The sequence below is a fragment of the Clostridium sp. AM49-4BH genome, from assembly GCF_003478335.1.
In the GTDB taxonomy this organism is placed as follows: domain Bacteria; phylum Bacillota; class Clostridia; order Lachnospirales; family Lachnospiraceae; genus Butyribacter.
On record NZ_QUFB01000030.1, the window covers coordinates 20283 to 36953 of the forward strand.

Below are 16671 nucleotides of genomic sequence, written 5' to 3' on the forward strand. Positions count from 1 at the left end.
TACTCCCCATCTACTTTTTTACGATATATTCCGTGCGAAATTGTTGTATTTGATCCTCGTCTTCCTCTGGTTCCGTTGTATAAAACAAACGATAATTCGTCATGTCTCCCGAAACATCCTGCTTGCATTTCACTAACATTTTTGCCTCTGTTGTTTCATGATATTTGAGGGTTTTTCTCCCCGTAAGCAAAACTGCATTCCACTCTGCTTCTCCCAGTTTGACCGAAAAACCCTTTGCAAACTTCTCCACATCAACGGTCTCGCCTTTACGGCTATTTTTTATTTTACAAGTCAAAACGTACTTTGCCTTTTTGTAAGTTGCAGACTGCAATGTAAAAAAAATGCCACAATCTTCGTTTTCCTCATTTAGCTGCAGCGTATTTACCTTAATCTGAATATCTTTTTCGTGAACGTCTTTGATACCCTGTTTTCCGTCTGGTGTTTTTTTATCGGTTGTATTTTTCGTATCTTCTAAATTTTCTTCCTTCTGCGCCTGCTCCTGAACACTCTCCGTGCTATTGTCCGAAAATTCACGAACCTTCGCAGTCACAATCCCTGCTACAATAGCTACACAACACACAAAAGAAATGATCTTGATCGTTTGTTTTCTTGCCCCCATATACCTTCTCCTCCTCATAGCAATTCTTGATGATGTCACGCTACACAACAGCAGTTTCCTATTAATAAAAATAGTACACCCACAATTGCTCTTTGTCAAATACTTTTTATTAAATAGTATTATGAAAATATTTATATTGACATGAATTTTATTTTCTTCTAATATGGAATTGTAACTATTCTTTATTGGAAAAGGTGTATGATTATGGCGAAAAAAATACGAAGACACAACAATATAAAACATGGCACAATAGAACTGGTCTTATTACTGCTACTGCAATCCGGCAAGAAATATGGCTATCAGCTCGCCCAAGAGCTTTCTGAACATACCAGTAGCCAATATGAGCTCAAGGAAACAACGATGTATCCAACGTTGTACCGATTGAACCAAAACGGCTATTTAGATTCCGAACAGGTCAAAGTCGGTGAAAGACGAACTCGCGTCTATTATTATATAACCGACAGCGGACGGCAGTATTTACAGGAATTGCTTACCGAGTACAAACTGATTTCCGGTGCTATTGAACAACTACTATCATATACGGAATCTGAAAACAAAGATTCCTAGGGAGGGCTTTTTTGAAAAATACAGCAGCGAAGAAATATATCCGACAGGTTAAACGCCTGTACAGAGGAAAACGGCGATTTAAAAGACAATTTATTCAAGAATTAAAAGATGCTCTTCTATGTTACTTAGAAGAACATCCTGAAGCAACCTATACTGACTTGACAAAAGAATTTGGTCACCCGTCCGAGATCAGAGATCAGCTTTCTTTTCACACGGCTGATGAATTACACCTGAGAAATATGACGCTTTATTGGACGGTTGTCGGACTATGTTCTGTGGCCGTTATCACAGTAGTATTTTTTACCGTTCGTCACGTAGTATTTATGCATGACTACTCTAAAGGCTATTACATAGAACAGTGGGAAGATGATGAAAATGGCTCGAACAATATCAATCCTATCACCAAAGCGACGGATCCGCCTTTGGAAAATCATCAGACCTTTGACGACTAATTAATATGCGGACATAAATGCGAGCGCGAAAACACATGCTAAAAACACTTGACCACAAGGGAGGTAATTATGCTAAATAGACGTCAAATTCAAAAAATTGTAAAGCAGGCATACCCATCAGGTATGTTTATATCTGGCGAACAAAAACAACTTCGCAAAATACTAATGCAGGATATTATGAGCGATCTAGAGCAAAACCCGGATATAACGTATCAAGAAGCTGCGGCACATTACATAGACCCTGCTGAATTAGCATCGGTCAATGAACAGCCGCACCTTCCAAAACACATCGGTATATTGATTGGAATCACTATAGCCATTATCGTTCTTTGTATCCTTTTATACATAATTTCCAATCAATTTACTCCACCTACTTACTATTTTTAAGGCTCCTTTTCTATTATTCTTTGATCGTACCGTCAATTCCAATGGTCACTACCTGCCACTGAATAAATTTACCACTTTCCTGGAGTGCTTTCTTTGCCGCCATCTCAAGACCTCCGCAGCAAGGCACTTCCATTCTCACGATTGTCACAGACCGGATATCATTATTTGCAATGATCTGTGTCAGTTTTTCACTGTAATCCACAGCATCTAGTTTCGGACATCCAATCAGCGTCACTTTTCCTCGAATAAATTCCTGATGAAAGTTAGCGTAGGCATAGGCTGTACAATCCGCTGCAATCAGCAGCTTTGCACCATCGAAATACGGTGCATTCACAGGCGCCAGTTTAATCTGAACCGGCCAGTTGCCCAGTTGTGATACTTGTGCAGGCATGGTTACATTTTCCGGGGCATCCTCTTTATGATCTATCATATGGATTCTGGAGCCAGGACATCCCCCCTCATGCATATGCTTCATCTTTTCTTGCAGTTCCTTTTTCTTCTGCGCTTCCTTCACTGCCTCTTCATCATATTCCGGGGCTTCTCTCTCTTCAAAAGTAATTGCTCCGGTCGGACAAGCAGGAAGGCAATCTCCCAGCCCGTCACAAAAATGCTCTCTTACAAGCTTTGCTTTTCCATCTATGATATCAATTGCTCCTTCATGGCAGGCATTGGCGCAGATACCACAGCCGTCGCATTTTTCTTCGTCTATATGGATAATCTTTCTAATCATGTTTGTCCTCCTCAAATATTATATTTTTGCTTTTCTGATGCAATCATATTATAATTATTGCAACATGTATGTTTGATTTCAAACAAGGAGTAAATAATGTGAAAGAAAGTTGTGCCGCCAGCCAAAGATGGCAGAATGGAGATTTTTATGGAAAAATATTTACCGATTTTGAGAAGTTGTCCGTTCTTCATGGGACTGAATGATACGGAAATTCTGTCTATACTTCATTGTGTGAATGCAGTTAAAGTATCCAAGACTTCTAGATCCTATATTTTCAAGGCAGGAGATTCCACAGAAGTTATGGGACTTGTACTAGCCGGCTCAACACTAATCATTCAGGAGGACCTTTGGGGACATCGCAACATCCTTTCAAAATGCAATGCGGGAGATTTTTTCGGAGAACCATATGCCGCAACCCCGGGCACAGTATTAAATATCAGTGTTGTCGCTGAAGAAGATTGCGACATTCTCTTTTTGAATATCAATCGTCTTCTGACATCCTGCCCAACCGCCTGCGATCACCATCAAAAACTGATCCGGAATCTGGTCTGTGTACTGGCAAATAAGATACTGATCCTTAACGACAAGATCACTCATGTCAGCAAACGATCGACCAGAGATAAGCTGTTATCCTATCTCTCATCTGAATCCGTCAAAAAATCATCGCTTTCTTTTGATATCCCATTTGACAGACAGCAACTGGCAGATTTCCTTTGTGTAGAAAGAGCCGCTATGTCCGTAGAATTATCAAAGTTGCAAAAGGAAGGATTACTAAAAACAAACCGTAATCATTTTGAATTAATAACAAAGTAAATCAAGACGACAATGTTGATGTTTGCGAAAATCATCCCAGCAATACCAGCGTTATTACTAACGAAATCATACTCAATGCTACAAAAATATGATTTGTTGACTTATTGATCAGAACTTCATATAATTGCTTCGTAACGCACCTTGGGACTTACGTTTTGCAGATGCAAAAATCGGATAAGTATAGAACAAGTAAACTCACGAAACTTGTGGAGGAATACAGTTATGTCAAAAGATGAGTATTTAATAACAGATGCGCCTCTGAAAGCACTGACAATTTTTGCATTGCCAATGATCCTAGGCAGCTTTTTTCAGCAAATATACAATATGGCCGACTCTATCATCGTCGGTCAATTCGTTGGCTCCTCTGCACTGGCAGCCATCGGTGCATGTGCAGCTCTGACTAATGTTTTTATTTGCGCGGCGTTGGGAGCCGGTGTCGGTGCCGGTGTACTCGTGAGCCGCTATTTCGGTGCCAGAGAGTATGGGAAAATGAAGACCATCGTGTCAACATCCTTGCTTAGCTTTCTAATTCTAAGCGTGATCCTTGGTGTTTTTGGCTATTTCTTTTCCTACTCGATGATGCGTATATTACAAACCCCTGCCGATATAATGCATGATGCCGTTTTATATCTTCGGATCTATTTTGTGGGATTTCCGTTTTTGTTTATGTACAACGTTCTTTCAACGATGTTTACTTCCATAGGCGAATCAAAGATTCCACTAGCACTCCTGATATTCTCGTCTATCTTAAATATATTTATGGATCTTTGGATGGTAGCCGGTCTTGGTCTTGGCGTGTTCGGTGCGGCACTTGCAACCTTGATCGCCCAAGGCATTTCCGCCGTATTGTCGTTTTTGATCTTCTTCTTTCGGATGCGACGTTATAATAGCCCATTCCGCCGATTTGACTGCCACGAGCTGCGTTCCATGCTGCGGATCGCTGTTCCATCGGTTCTCCAGCAGTCCACGGTATCTATCGGTATGATGATCGTACAGGCAGTTGTAAATCCTTTTGGCACACAGGCACTCGCGGGATATGCGGCGACGATGCGGATAGAAAATGTTTTTTCCCTGATCTTTGTATCCATCGGCAATGCAGTGTCTCCATATGTTTCCCAGAATCTCGGTGCAAACAAACCGCGGCGTATCAAAAAAGGATACCAAGCCGCATTGGTATTGGATGTATGCTTTGCAGTACTTGCTTTCATCATCATCGAAACGCTGCATACGCAAATTTCCTCACTATTTCTCGGTAAAGACGGAACAGCTTTTGCCTATCAGGTATCCGGAGATTATATGAGATGGCTTGGTTGTTTCTTCATCTTTATGGGAATCAAAATGGCAACCGATGGAGTCCTTCGTGGTCTGGGAATCATGCGGCCATTCCTCCTGGCAAACATGGTAAACCTTGCGATTCGACTGTCCGTTGCTTTGATCTTTGCACCTCGTTTTGGCATTGCATTTGTCTGGCTGGCTGTACCGGCCGGTTGGCTTGCAAACTTTTTAATTTCTTATATGGCTCTTAGGAGATCATGGCCAACCGATAACGTAGTGCCATCTCGATAACTTAAAGCGATTTACAAGCTATAATTTAGATCATGAACTCAAATTTCGCACTTCCAAAATCACCTCACACGACCACATATTGCTTATTATGTCAATGATTATATTGTATTTTGCAGCCACAACATAGCGATTTCTGCCGGCAGAGATCGCCTACTCATGCAGATAAATGCCTATCTTGATTTTAATCCATTTTCCCTTGGTTTCCTTGGCAGTGATTTTCCCAAAGAGTAGTTTTCCTGCATCCATCAAACGTGAAAATACTACATTATCCTCTCTGGGCACATATCCAATTTTGACCCCATTACTGTTTTTTATCACTATCGCTTGGGGATCGAAACGATTATGTGGCTCACGATAAAAATTCAACTTATCGTTAACATTAAGATACTGAGCCAATTCCTCAATACCTTCAATGTGTGTTGTCCCGGCAATAAAAGTATCAAACAAAAAGATATCACGTTCATAAGGTTTCGGTATAGTAAGGCCACCGCCTTTGCCATGAAGTAGGCTTGCAAGACTGCCGCCATCTGTTTTTACGATATTACTCATCCTATCACCTCAATATTTCTTTCAATCTTCCAGCATACAGATCATATGCTTCTTTCAATTCCTCTATCATTTTCTCAAGTTCCGTCCGTTTTTCAGCCACCTGTTCCGGGTCATTCACCAGTTCCTTCATTGTGTACGGATATTCCGATTTTATATTTGCAATTTGTTCACGGATAAGTTCCAACGTTTTAGTCAGCCGTTCCTTGTCTTTAGTAAGAATGGATAACCCACTTTCACTTTGTTCCGGAACGACAGGTTCCGCTACCATCTCACTGATGATGAGAAGATTCCCTATATCACCATTTTCATACGCTTGTACTGCGTTTTGAAACAACTGCATCTGTGCAGGTGTAATCTCCGGATGCAGATCGGGATGCAGAGCCTTTACAATGCTGCGATACAATTTCTTTATCTGCTTGGTCTCTTCATCCGTAAGAACATGTCCCTGACTATGATCAAGAGCCTTATTCATCTTATCGATCTGCTCATTGAGCTGACACTGAAAACCGGCAAACTCTTTATCAAGCAATTTATCAATGGCTGATAACGCAATCTTTTCCTGTCGATTTTTCTTTGCTTGGATAAGATCAATTTTTCTTTTGATACGCAACACATTACAGTTCAATTCAAAAGCTTTGTATTCAAGGCTGCCAAGAGCGAGCATATATGCCGTTTCTATGTTTTTGCAGATTACAAAGCGTAATTCATCCCGCTCAAGCAAAAGCATGGAAATTTCAACTCGCAATTTTTCTACTTCCGCTTTCAATGCGGCGAATTCCGGAAAAGGGACAACCGTGCAATTAGTATTCTGGTCGCGATGCTTATCGCTCCGTTTAGCAGCAAAATCATGTATTTGTTTCATATCTTCCACAGCGGAACACCTCCCATTTTCTTTTATCAATCCAAATGTTTGCTAACGGCTCTTCAAATATTCTCATACGGATGCGCACTTGCTAATCGCTCTTTAAATATTCTCATATGGATGCGCACTTGCTAATCGCTCTTTAAATATTCTCATATGGATGCGCACTTGCTAATCGTTCTTCAAATATTTCCTGTGGCAGCGGTTTGTCGAACACATAGCCCTGCACGATATCGCAACCAACTCCTTTCAGATATTCAAGCTGCTCCACCGTCTCAACCCCCTCAGCAATGGATTTCTTATCCAGTTCATTGATGAGCTGCACAATACTGTGAAACATAACAAGATCTCGGTCTTTTCCCGGGTAATCCGTTTCCAACGGAATAAAGGATTTGTCTATTTTTATCGTCTCGAGATCAACTTCTTTGATCATATTGAGTGAAGAAAAACCGGTTCCGAAATCGTCAATCGAGGTTCCAATGCCATTCGCCTTGAACTCATCAATAATTTCAGACATGATCTCATAATTTTGGAAATCTTCACTTTCGGTAAGCTCGATCTCGATCAAATGATGATCAACACCATAGCGGTCAATAATCTCCAAAGTACGTTCAACGAGATTTTCTTCCTCCAAATGTCTTCTGGAATAGTTCACTGAAATTGGTACAACCGAAAGCCCCTTGTTCTGTCGATCTTTCAAAAAAGCACAGACACTTTCCAACACATAGTAATCAAGTTTACACACGCTTCCCTCGCGCTCCAACTGCGGAATAAACTGCATTGGCGGTACCATCTTTCCATTTCTGATCCAACGAACCAAAGCCTCTGCACCATACATTGTCCGATCTGCGACGTTGACTTTAGGCTGATAATATATGACAAATTCCTTTGCCTGTAATGCTGGAAGGAAATTGGACACAATGCTCTGATTGGCTAGTATTTCCTGTTCGATCTCCGGTGAAAACTCTACCACGCTGCCAACCCCTTTTTGTCTGGCTGCCTGATAAGCAATACTGGCTCTTCCCATGATGGCACGCGGTACTGTGATGCCATTCAAATTGCTGACACCAATCGTTGCGCCAAACACAAATTCCCGCTCTTTCATTTGCCATTGATGATGTATCCTGATATTCTGAAGCTGTTCGATCAATTTTTCGCGGCGTTCCTTGTGAAAAACAAGCACAAAATTATCTCCACCTAATCTTGCAACAATTTCATCATTTCCCATTATATTTTTGATATGCTGGGCATAATTACGCAGGATAATATCACCCTGCTCATAAGAAAACACTTTATTGACATATTTAAAATTATGTACATTAAAAAATATAATATTGTAATTTGCAATTTGCCCGGAAGCGATCAATCCTCCGGCAAAATGCATTAAATAATCCTGATTTGCTACACCGGTACTCATATCCGTCATCATAACCTGCTGCAGTAAGTTCTGCGTCATCGTTCTGCTGATCTTATAAAAAATTTGGCGTAATAACATATTATGCAATTCCAATTCTTTGGATGAAAACTTGCTTTGGTCACGCGGATAATCCATGATCGTTACCGTTCCGCCGGACGGTAACGGAAATACCGAAATATTCGGTTCACCGTCAGATGCATCCCCTGTGTCATACAAAACTTCTACGGCACGCTGTCCCTCCGGACAAAGTTTACTGACCGGTGCCTCTAGCTTAAGTTCTACTTTATTTATATGAAAAAGTTCTGCCGCAATAGAAAGAGAACATTTGATCTTAGCCATGCACGCTTCCATGGTAGATGCATCCTCCGCTAACAATTCAAACATCGCTTTTATTTCCGGATCAATTATCATCTCTTTATTCATTTTTTACCTCCACACTCTTAACAATAACGCTTTATACCTGACCGCCCGATTCAGGCTTTTGTTGCGTATTTCTATAAATCCCAATATTTATTATAACACATTTGTCGAATCATAGTGGTGAATTATGTCAAATTGTAACAGAAATGATCGCTTTACACTACATATATCTTATGTGAGCGAAGACAATGATGCCTTTGATATAAAAGGCGGCAAAAATACGAACGATTACGTATCGCTTATGTCGATTCGTGAAGCAGAAACCTATTTCAAAGAGTCTTCTGAACGTTCCGTAAGTCTTACGGATGGCACCGGTGTTTGGTGGTGGCTGCGTTCTCCGGGATTCGAGGGAAATAACGCCGCAAAGGTAGGCGATTACGGTATTGTCAACAAAGCGAGGCACAAAGTGTTTGATGATTATGTTGTAAACGGCGGTTTGCGTCCGGTAATTCATATTACCGTGAAATAGTTTTAGGAAAACGTGATCTGGTAATAAAGAACCCCGGGCGCCAGATTTCTCCTCTCATGGTAGAGATTCTCCGGCTATGACCAACGTTTTCTCTACCCCGGACACTAGATTTCTCCTATCAAGGTAGAGATTCTTCGGCTATGACCAACGTTTTCTCTACCCCGGACACTAGATTTCTCCTCTCATGGTAGAGATTCTTCGGCTATGACCAACGTTTTCTCTACCCCGGGCGCTGCAAATCACTACTCTTGCACCTTCTCAAAAATCAAAATTTTCTGCGTCATTTTACGAATGATCGGCAACCAGCCAAATGGCCTTAACACTGGAATAATCTTGGTCATGCCTCGTGTAATATTATCATCTTTGATCTTACGAAATCCCTTTGCAACATCTCCCAGATCTTCAAAACAATCCGCTCCAAAAATAAATTTTGCGCCCGTCTTTTGAATGGATTCTTCAATGTCCTCTTTATTGACCCATTTCTTGGCCAGACACTCCATCATCACCGTTGCATTGTCAAAATGATCCCGAATAATTTCAAGCATCGTCGCATTTTCTTCCGGCGTCAGATACATGCTAAGGCCTCGATAATAAACAACATTTTTCCTTGTGCATCAATCCGATCCGCCCACGCCGGATCCAAGGCAGAAATCCCGATTGTTGATACCCTTCCTGATTCCTGATAAATCTGATCTCTGACGGCGATCGTCTCCGGAAGATCCAAATTGTACCACCGCAGCTTGCCGTTATCCATTCGATAAAATCTGGTATCCAATCCGCAGGCAATATTTACAACTGTGCACTCCGAATTACGATCAATAAAATCTTCTACCAACTCATCAAATACAAGCGTTCGTGCGATAACACCATTGCTCATGGTGGAATCTTCCTCTGCCGACGAAAAATCATAATCTATCTTATTCACCAGTTCCACTGCTTTCGCATCATAAAATTTATGTCCCTTTTTCAGCGAATATTTTGCTCTCGCATAAAAACTTTGCAACATGGTCTCTGCTGTTCCATCCAAAGTCACTTTGATTTTTTCACTCATTTTTTCCTCCTATCCATCCAGAAAATAAAATATCTGCAGTTTTCAAGGTCCCAATTAAACCTTTTCCCTAACTCGTTTTTTTCACATATCACTTGACACGATCATGGCACAGATATTTTATACATCGCCTAGCTTTACTCACTATTTGCGCAGTGGTTAGTTGTGGCTAACCACATTTAGTGTACCACATATGCAAGATAGCTGTCAAAACGAAAAACCGTCACTTCTTTATTTCTATTGTGTTTTTCGCCTTTTATAAGCTCGGTATCCCTCATCTCATCCGATCATGTCTTCCAATCCGCTCAAATCTTTTTCCGAAATGCATTCTTTTATTTCAATTTTACTCACAATCATGATTGAGAATCGTACTCATTTATGCTAAACTTATTTTAGTTGCGCAAATATTCTATTCACTCTAAAAATAGCGTGTATGGATACATTTGAAACAATGTTTCTTTTATTTATAAGATCAAGATGTCAACGCGCCAACACTTCAATATGTTGACAGCGAAAACATCACATGTACTCTCGAATTCATCGAAACGAAGAATTTCGAGATGAATTTTTGATATACCATGACATTTTTGCAGTGCGTACACGGTGTGTACGACGAGAAAATGGAAACAGTATATCGGAAATGCAGCCGAAATGGCTCGTTTTAAGAAGATACTGAGAGTACATTCACTTGAAACGGAGGATAATTATGTTATTAGAAGAAATGAGACAAAAGGTAGTTGACTATGGAAATCAGTTGATTTCATCGGGTCTGACGATTGGAACTGCAGGTAACATCAGTATGTATGACCCGGAAACCGGATATATGGTGATCAGCCCATCTGGTATTCCTTACGCAAAAACAACAGCAGAAGATGTTGTCGTTATGGATCTGCAGGGCAATATTGTGGACAGCAAACGCACACCTTCCAGTGAACACAGTTTACATGCTGCCTTTTATTTAGAGAAACCGGACGCTCGTGCCGTTGTCCATGCACATTCTATGTATTGCACAACGCTTGCATGTGCCGGCGTTGATCTGAAGGCGACTCATTATGCAATCGCAGATACGGGTGTTGCTACGGTTCCTACGGTTCCATATGAGACTTACGGCACTCCAGAGCTTGCTGATGAAGTTCGCAAATGCTTACGCGAATCTGACAGCAAAGCACTTCTCATGGCAAATCACGGAATGGTCGCTTACGGCGATTCCTTAGAAAAGGCATTTGCCATCGCAAATACTTGCGAGTGGTGCGCACAGGTTCAGTGGCGCGCAATGGCAATCTCTACGCCAAATGTATTGTCTGATGAGCAGATGGCAGAAGTAATCGAGCATTACAAAACATACGGTCAAGCAAAAGAAGATGGCAAACAGTCCCAGGGCTATTTTGGATAGATCACATCTATTTGCTAAATGCAATCAAACAAGTACTCGATATAGCTATTTTGAATAGACTGCATCTATAAATTTACTCAAACTAAAAAAACTCCCCGGCAAAGCGTTGCAGGGGAGTTTTTTATTAATATCCATTTACGATACCATCTGACGTAATCGGAATGGTGAGTCCATTATCTACGTCAGTCTTCCATTAATATTGCTTAAAAGTCACAAATATTTTCTCATAGTTGCCTCTATTTTTTGAAGTGATATGGCAAATAGTTCTTATATGTTTTCACATGATAACTATAACTAAACTTATGATCCTTGCTCAGCTTCTTTTTGCTTCCCAAAAAATATTTCGTATTTCCCTTTTTATTTTTAATAACAGCGAACGGCTTCCTCGGATTAAATTTTCTCATCAGAACCGGATCATCCCATGTCGTATCAATATAGCGATATTTACCACCAACCTTAACAAGGTTCCACGCATGTGCTATTCCATAAGTAGTCCCGGTTACATAAACGCATGGAATTCCCGCACGACGCGCCAGCAGTGTAAATGCCTTAGCATACCCTTCACAAACTGCTTTTTTCCGGATCAGTGCTCCATATGCAGTAAACGACAATTCGCTTGGTTTCTTTTTATTGACATATCGTTTTCCTTTATAGCGAAAAGATTTATATACCATGCGATCATAATCACATCGCTTTATAATATAATCATGAATTGCACGCAGACGCTTTTTGGTCGATTTGTTTTTCTTAAGAATCCCTTTTAATACACTGTCCGCTTTTCGGGTCATCTTCTGCACATATTGTCGGGACTTCGGCTGATACATCCGGTAATGATAACCCTCTCTTCCATCCTGCAAGTAAACAGCGGCTCCTGATCCCAAAGGTTCATCATATTTCGTACAATTCGGATTGTCAATGACGTATTCATCATACATATTGATCGCTTTATCCAACTCGTCAATTAGATTAAAATCTAACAATGTCCTTGGATAAATAACACCAAACTCGTAGTTTCCAACTTTCAAATGATCGAAAACATATTTGTACAATTCTTTTTTAGAATGAATTTCTTTGCCATACTTGCTGACGTAGTTTGTCTTTTCCTCATCAGATTGCACCGGCTCTACCCATTTTTTGCGGGGATTCGGTTTGACCGTTACGGTAAGAGTATCTGTGTAGCCGCCAATAGATACTGTCAAGACAGTCTTTCCCGGTTTTAGCGCCTTAAATCCGCCAAAATGAACATATTTCACATCAACAATGGAATTGTTTGCACTCTTCCAGCGAAGTTTGTTGCCATATTCTATATTAGACGATAACGCCTCAAATGTTGATGACACTTTGCCATCCGTAATATATTGATACCAATATCGTGCGGGCACCTGAAATTCCTCACCCTGCGTTACCGTTAATGTATTTCCCGGCTTTGACTCTCCTTCACTATTTAATGGCCACATCTGTACTTTTAAAAATTTTATAGTAGATTTTCCTGCAATAACAAATGTTTGCGACACACTATGCTTTCCCAAACGTGCTGTGATCGTTGCAGTACCTTCTGACTTTGCTACCATGCGTACGCATCCTGTCGCATAATATTCCAGGTCGATCACCTTACTATTCGATGACGTCCAAGTAACTGCGCTTTCGTAGTATGCCTTGGCTTTGTTTGCATTAAGACAATTCGCATAGGAAATCGGCTCGCTTGTGTTAAGACCTGTCGTATTGCTTGGATATATATTTAAAATTGGAACATATGTCCAGCCAACCCTTGACGTCTCAATCGGTATATCCAGCTCCAATCTTCCAACCTCTTTTTCCATTTGTGCAACTGTCGATTTGGTTGCACGCTGCGCCCCTGCTAGCGATGCCGGCAACACACTAACAACACAGGTTAACATAAATATTCCAATAAACTGCCATATTTTTCTGCATTTTTTTGATGTGTGACTCATAAGTAACTCCCCTTCCTCATATCATCAAATGTTTTATTAAATATTAAAGGTTTTTCAACCTTTTATGTCGCAGCAACTAAGCCACTGGCATGATCATCTCCCGTTTCCGGCCAAATACCTTTTCGCTCGTTGCTCTGATTCCATTTATCAGCATCCTATCCTGCGAAAAGACAACCGTATATCACATATTTGCTCGCACATATTTAATCACGCATTTTTACTCGCACATATTTAATCGCGCATTTTTACTCGCACATATTTAATTGCGCATTTTTTCTTTTAATTTTACCACAATATCCTGATATTTTCTATGCTTCATATCAGGGAATGCCCGAAGCAAACGCCCCTGTCCAAAAAGACGGTGCTTGGTCATAGAACCAACTAATTCTTCATATTTCTTCTGCAACTCTGCTCTCTTCGTGCGAATCACTTCTCTATACTCTTCTGCACTAATATTTTCTTTCAAAGAACTAAGCGCTGCACGCAATTCTGCCGTACTCAGGTTATCCTTCAGGGAGCCGACTTTCTCTTTCATTTCTGACGTGCTTAAGCTATCCTTCAAAGAACCGACTTTCTCTTTCATTTCTGACGTGCTTAAGCTATCCTTCAAAGAACTAACTTTCTCTTTCATTTCTGACGTGCTTAAGCTATCCTTCAAAGAACCAACTTTCTCTTTCATTTCTGACGTGCTTAAGCTATCCTTCAGAGAATCTACTCTATCTCGTAATTCCGCCTTAGCTAAGGCCGCCTGTACTCTGCCTTCTCCAATATTTTGCGCCGTTTCGATCGTTGTCTCACCAAGTTTCTCACTTACCTTATCACTGACAATCCGAAGATCGCCACTAAGCTTATCAAGCTGTCCAAGCTTCTTATTAAATCCTCGAATCACTGCTACCGTAACAACAAAGTCAACAAAATACACAACGTATAATATCACCAGAATGGTCCACCCAAGTACACTGCTGTCATGCCCCGTGATCAGCTTGTCAATATATTTCTGGAAGATCCGGACCACAAACAAGATTGCAAATCCCCAGATCAATGAAAACTCCAAACATATATATCCACCAAAATTAAATGGTTGCTTGGAATAATCCCACCATCTCGCATGAAAGCATATATCAAGAAGCCAGCCTGCGACCAACTCAATTAATGTTGCTAAAATCACGCCGAACACGTAAACCAACAGATCACTCATCTGTGTCCCTTCAGGCTGGATCAGATTGATCAATGCAAACACACTCACAACCCCGAATCCATATACCGGGCAAACCGGTCCATTCAAAAATCCACGGTTCGTAACCTCGCCCCAAGTGACCGCGTGGTAGATCACTTCCACACACCATCCCAAAAAGGAATAGATCACAAATAGCCACGCCAATTGATAAAATGTCATTCCAAAAATCATAGATATCCTCCTGTAATATCTCGATAATGTCTACCCTAAGCTGGTTATTCTCGCCTCTGGGGTAGAGAAATCCGCCCTGACTTCTTGTTTGACTCTACCCTGGACCGGTTATTTCTGCCCCGGGGGTAGAGAAATCCGCCCTGACTTCTTGTTTGACTCTACCCTAGATACGTTCTTTCTGCCTCTAGGATAGAGATTTCTTTCTGGTCTTCTCCTTTTTCTCTGCCCCAGATACGTTCTTTCTGCCTCCGGGATAGAGAATCTTCTCTTTGAGAGAGTATAGCATGATTTATTACAAATAACCATATGATACTATCATCTATTTTATCAAAAACTGAAGTCTTAAAATCAGCGCCTGTCTCGGCACTACAATATCTATTTTCGATTAAATATCCAACTTTTTATGGATAGATTATCCGAATACTTCATCCACTTTTGTCACACACTTATCGGATTTTTGTTGCGCATTTATTGTATTTTTGTCGAACATTTATTTCATATTCTCTATGAGGGACTGTCTTTATAAATACCAACATTAGTTTATATAACAACAGCCCGACTTTTTAATGTCAGGCTGCATTCTAATACATATTTTTAATATACGATTGAATTTCCTCCAAATGCTTGTCAGCATCCATCCAACTTTTCATCTGTTTGGATTTTTGTGTCACAATGATTGCCGGCACACTCGTTATCTTATACTTATCTAAAAGCTGTTATTCCTCATTACGCATTATGTCCAAACACCATAATAACAACTCCCAACACCACCAGCACCAGTCCTGTCGCACGGTTCAGGGTTTTCGGCTGTGCTTTATTGGCAAACAATGCTGCAATCCGCGCCCAGATAAATGTAAAAACAACGCACAATCCCATCACTAAAAAGTCCGGTTTCCCACCAATGGCAAAATGTGAGGCTGCTCCGGTAAATGCTGTAAATGTCATGATAAAAACGCTCGTTCCAACAGCTGTTTTCAATTCATAGCCAAGCACGGACGTAAGAATCAACAGCATCATCATACCGCCGCCCGCTCCAACAAATCCACAGATGAACCCAATGATCATTCCACACAGAACAGACTGCACCGCTCTTTTCTTGGCAGACACACTATTCATCGCTTCCTTAGTCGTCATGACCGGACGAACGATAAATTTAATTCCAAGAAAAAATGTCATAACTACCGAAAAACTTCCCATCGTAGTCGATGGTACCAGACTTGAAATATAACTTCCGATCACTGTAAATACAAGCACTGTCACCATCATAATACTGCCGTTTTTGACATCAAGATTTTTATTTTTGCCATAGGTGTACGCTGACACCGCACTTGCCAACACATCAGAGGACAGCGCGATACCGACCGCCATAAAAGGATTCATATGTAAAAAAGTAATGAGCATCGGACTGATCACGGCAGCCGCACTCATTCCGGCAAATCCGGTGCCAAGACCTGCCCCCATTCCTGCAAAAAATGTCACAATGATCGTCATAAGTAATTTCATGGTAAGTACCTTTCTATGTCGACAGTGTCAATGTCCAAAAAAATTCATTATATTCATTATTTCTCAGACATGTTGCGTCACAGAACGGCGAGCAATTCGACACTGTGTTTTTATTATCATTTTGCAACGAAAAAGTATAACACGGTTTTGTATTTTTTGCCACCTATTAACAAAGACTTTGTATAATCAATACAGAAATCGGCGTGACAAAAAGCCGAAAAAAAGAAAGAAGATTAGGAACCGTAATAATTCTATTCAAATTTTCTTCCTGATTCACTTCACTCTGTATGTACGGTCACCTCACTTTCCGTTTTTTTAGACATAAACCAATAAAATATAACACAAAATGCTAAAGCAAACACAACACCAAAAACATTTTGAATCACTCTAAGACTAACCGCTCCTTTTAGTCCATAAGTCTCTGCAGCAATGGCTAAAGCACCAAATGTGTTAAATACTGCCTGCCAGCCATATTGTGCTGAAAATCCTACACCGATTCCACCAAGAATTCCTATA

At 40.6% G+C, this 16671-nt stretch carries 17 protein-coding genes and 2 pseudogenes; 7 read left to right on the forward strand and 12 right to left on the reverse strand.

Annotated features, from left to right (window positions below):
* Positions 1-10: 10 nt before the first annotated feature.
* On the reverse strand, positions 11-619 hold the full coding sequence (locus tag DW981_RS09450) for a hypothetical protein (RefSeq protein WP_118507533.1): 609 nt from the start codon (positions 617-619) through the stop codon (positions 11-13).
* Positions 620-817: 198 nt separating this feature from the next.
* Between DW981_RS09450 and DW981_RS09455 the strand changes: the two genes are divergently transcribed.
* The 3 genes from DW981_RS09455 (at position 818) to DW981_RS09465 (ending at position 2025) form a co-directional block, all read left to right on the forward strand.
* Positions 818-1186, forward strand: a complete 369-nt coding sequence (locus tag DW981_RS09455; protein ID WP_118507534.1) for a PadR family transcriptional regulator — start codon at positions 818-820, stop codon at positions 1184-1186.
* A gap of 11 nt (positions 1187-1197) precedes the next feature.
* A complete protein-coding gene (locus DW981_RS09460; RefSeq protein WP_118507535.1) occupies positions 1198-1638 on the forward strand; it encodes a DUF6120 family protein in 441 nt (146 codons plus the stop codon).
* Between the two features lie 69 nt (positions 1639-1707).
* On the forward strand, positions 1708-2025 hold the full coding sequence (locus DW981_RS09465; protein ID WP_022025419.1) for a hypothetical protein: 318 nt from the start codon (positions 1708-1710) through the stop codon (positions 2023-2025).
* Between the two features lie 13 nt (positions 2026-2038).
* On the opposite strand, the gene DW981_RS09470 is transcribed toward DW981_RS09465, so the two are convergent.
* On the reverse strand, positions 2039-2755 hold the full coding sequence (locus tag DW981_RS09470; protein WP_118507536.1) for a 4Fe-4S binding protein: 717 nt from the start codon (positions 2753-2755) through the stop codon (positions 2039-2041).
* A gap of 147 nt (positions 2756-2902) precedes the next feature.
* Here DW981_RS09470 and DW981_RS09475 point away from each other — a divergent pair, with 147 nt between their 5' ends.
* The gene (locus DW981_RS09475) at positions 2903-3568 is read left to right on the forward strand and encodes a Crp/Fnr family transcriptional regulator (protein ID WP_118507544.1); all 666 of its coding nucleotides are present in this window, start codon (positions 2903-2905) and stop codon (positions 3566-3568) included.
* 222 nt (positions 3569-3790) lie between these two features.
* The gene (locus tag DW981_RS09480) at positions 3791-5134 is read left to right on the forward strand and encodes an MATE family efflux transporter (RefSeq protein ID WP_022025422.1); all 1344 of its coding nucleotides are present in this window, start codon (positions 3791-3793) and stop codon (positions 5132-5134) included.
* A gap of 150 nt (positions 5135-5284) precedes the next feature.
* Here the strand turns inward: DW981_RS09480 and DW981_RS09485 are convergent, their stop codons facing one another.
* From DW981_RS09485 to DW981_RS09495, 3 genes are all read right to left on the reverse strand, one after another.
* Positions 5285-5683: an HIRAN domain-containing protein gene (locus DW981_RS09485; RefSeq protein ID WP_118507537.1), complete on the reverse strand. Its 399-nt coding sequence runs from the start codon at positions 5681-5683 to the stop codon at positions 5285-5287.
* A gap of 4 nt (positions 5684-5687) precedes the next feature.
* Positions 5688-6554 carry a molecular chaperone DnaJ gene (locus tag DW981_RS09490; protein ID WP_118507538.1) on the reverse strand — a complete coding sequence of 289 codons (867 nt, stop codon included), beginning with the start codon at positions 6552-6554 and terminating at the stop codon, positions 5688-5690.
* Between the two features lie 133 nt (positions 6555-6687).
* Positions 6688-8385 (reverse strand): bifunctional diguanylate cyclase/phosphodiesterase, encoded by a 1698-nt coding sequence (locus tag DW981_RS09495; protein WP_022025425.1) that lies wholly within the window; start codon positions 8383-8385, stop codon positions 6688-6690.
* 124 nt (positions 8386-8509) lie between these two features.
* Here DW981_RS09495 and DW981_RS09500 point away from each other — a divergent pair, with 124 nt between their 5' ends.
* Positions 8510-8851, forward strand: a complete 342-nt coding sequence (locus DW981_RS09500; protein ID WP_118507539.1) for a DUF6273 domain-containing protein — start codon at positions 8510-8512, stop codon at positions 8849-8851.
* A 242-nt stretch (positions 8852-9093) separates the two neighbouring features.
* Here DW981_RS09500 and DW981_RS16195 read toward each other — a convergent pair whose 3' ends face one another.
* Positions 9094-9426, reverse strand: a complete 333-nt coding sequence (locus DW981_RS16195; protein WP_347474555.1) for a hypothetical protein — start codon at positions 9424-9426, stop codon at positions 9094-9096.
* The gene (locus tag DW981_RS16200) at positions 9417-9902 is read right to left on the reverse strand and encodes a class I SAM-dependent methyltransferase (protein ID WP_347474556.1); all 486 of its coding nucleotides are present in this window, start codon (positions 9900-9902) and stop codon (positions 9417-9419) included. The genes DW981_RS16195 and DW981_RS16200 overlap by 10 nt, the downstream gene beginning before the upstream one ends.
* Before the next feature lie 703 nt (positions 9903-10605).
* Here DW981_RS16200 and DW981_RS09510 point away from each other — a divergent pair.
* Positions 10606-11292, forward strand: a complete 687-nt coding sequence (locus DW981_RS09510; RefSeq protein WP_022024727.1) for a class II aldolase/adducin family protein — start codon at positions 10606-10608, stop codon at positions 11290-11292.
* Between the two features lie 236 nt (positions 11293-11528).
* On the opposite strand, the gene DW981_RS09515 is transcribed toward DW981_RS09510, so the two are convergent.
* From DW981_RS09515 to DW981_RS09535, 5 genes and pseudogenes are all read right to left on the reverse strand, one after another.
* Positions 11529-13244: a transglutaminase domain-containing protein gene (locus tag DW981_RS09515; protein ID WP_118507540.1), complete on the reverse strand. Its 1716-nt coding sequence runs from the start codon at positions 13242-13244 to the stop codon at positions 11529-11531.
* 259 nt (positions 13245-13503) lie between these two features.
* A complete protein-coding gene (locus DW981_RS09520) occupies positions 13504-14652 on the reverse strand; it encodes a hypothetical protein (RefSeq protein ID WP_118507541.1) in 1149 nt (382 codons plus the stop codon).
* Positions 14653-15378: 726 nt separating this feature from the next.
* Positions 15379-16155 (reverse strand): sulfite exporter TauE/SafE family protein, encoded by a 777-nt coding sequence (locus DW981_RS09525; protein ID WP_118507542.1) that lies wholly within the window; start codon positions 16153-16155, stop codon positions 15379-15381.
* A 196-nt stretch (positions 16156-16351) separates the two neighbouring features.
* A pseudogene (locus tag DW981_RS09530) lies at positions 16352-16444 on the reverse strand (CDP-alcohol phosphatidyltransferase family protein); the annotation flags it as partial.
* A pseudogene (locus DW981_RS09535) lies at positions 16434-16671 on the reverse strand (FUSC family protein); the annotation flags it as partial. The pseudogenes DW981_RS09530 and DW981_RS09535, both read right to left, overlap by 11 nt.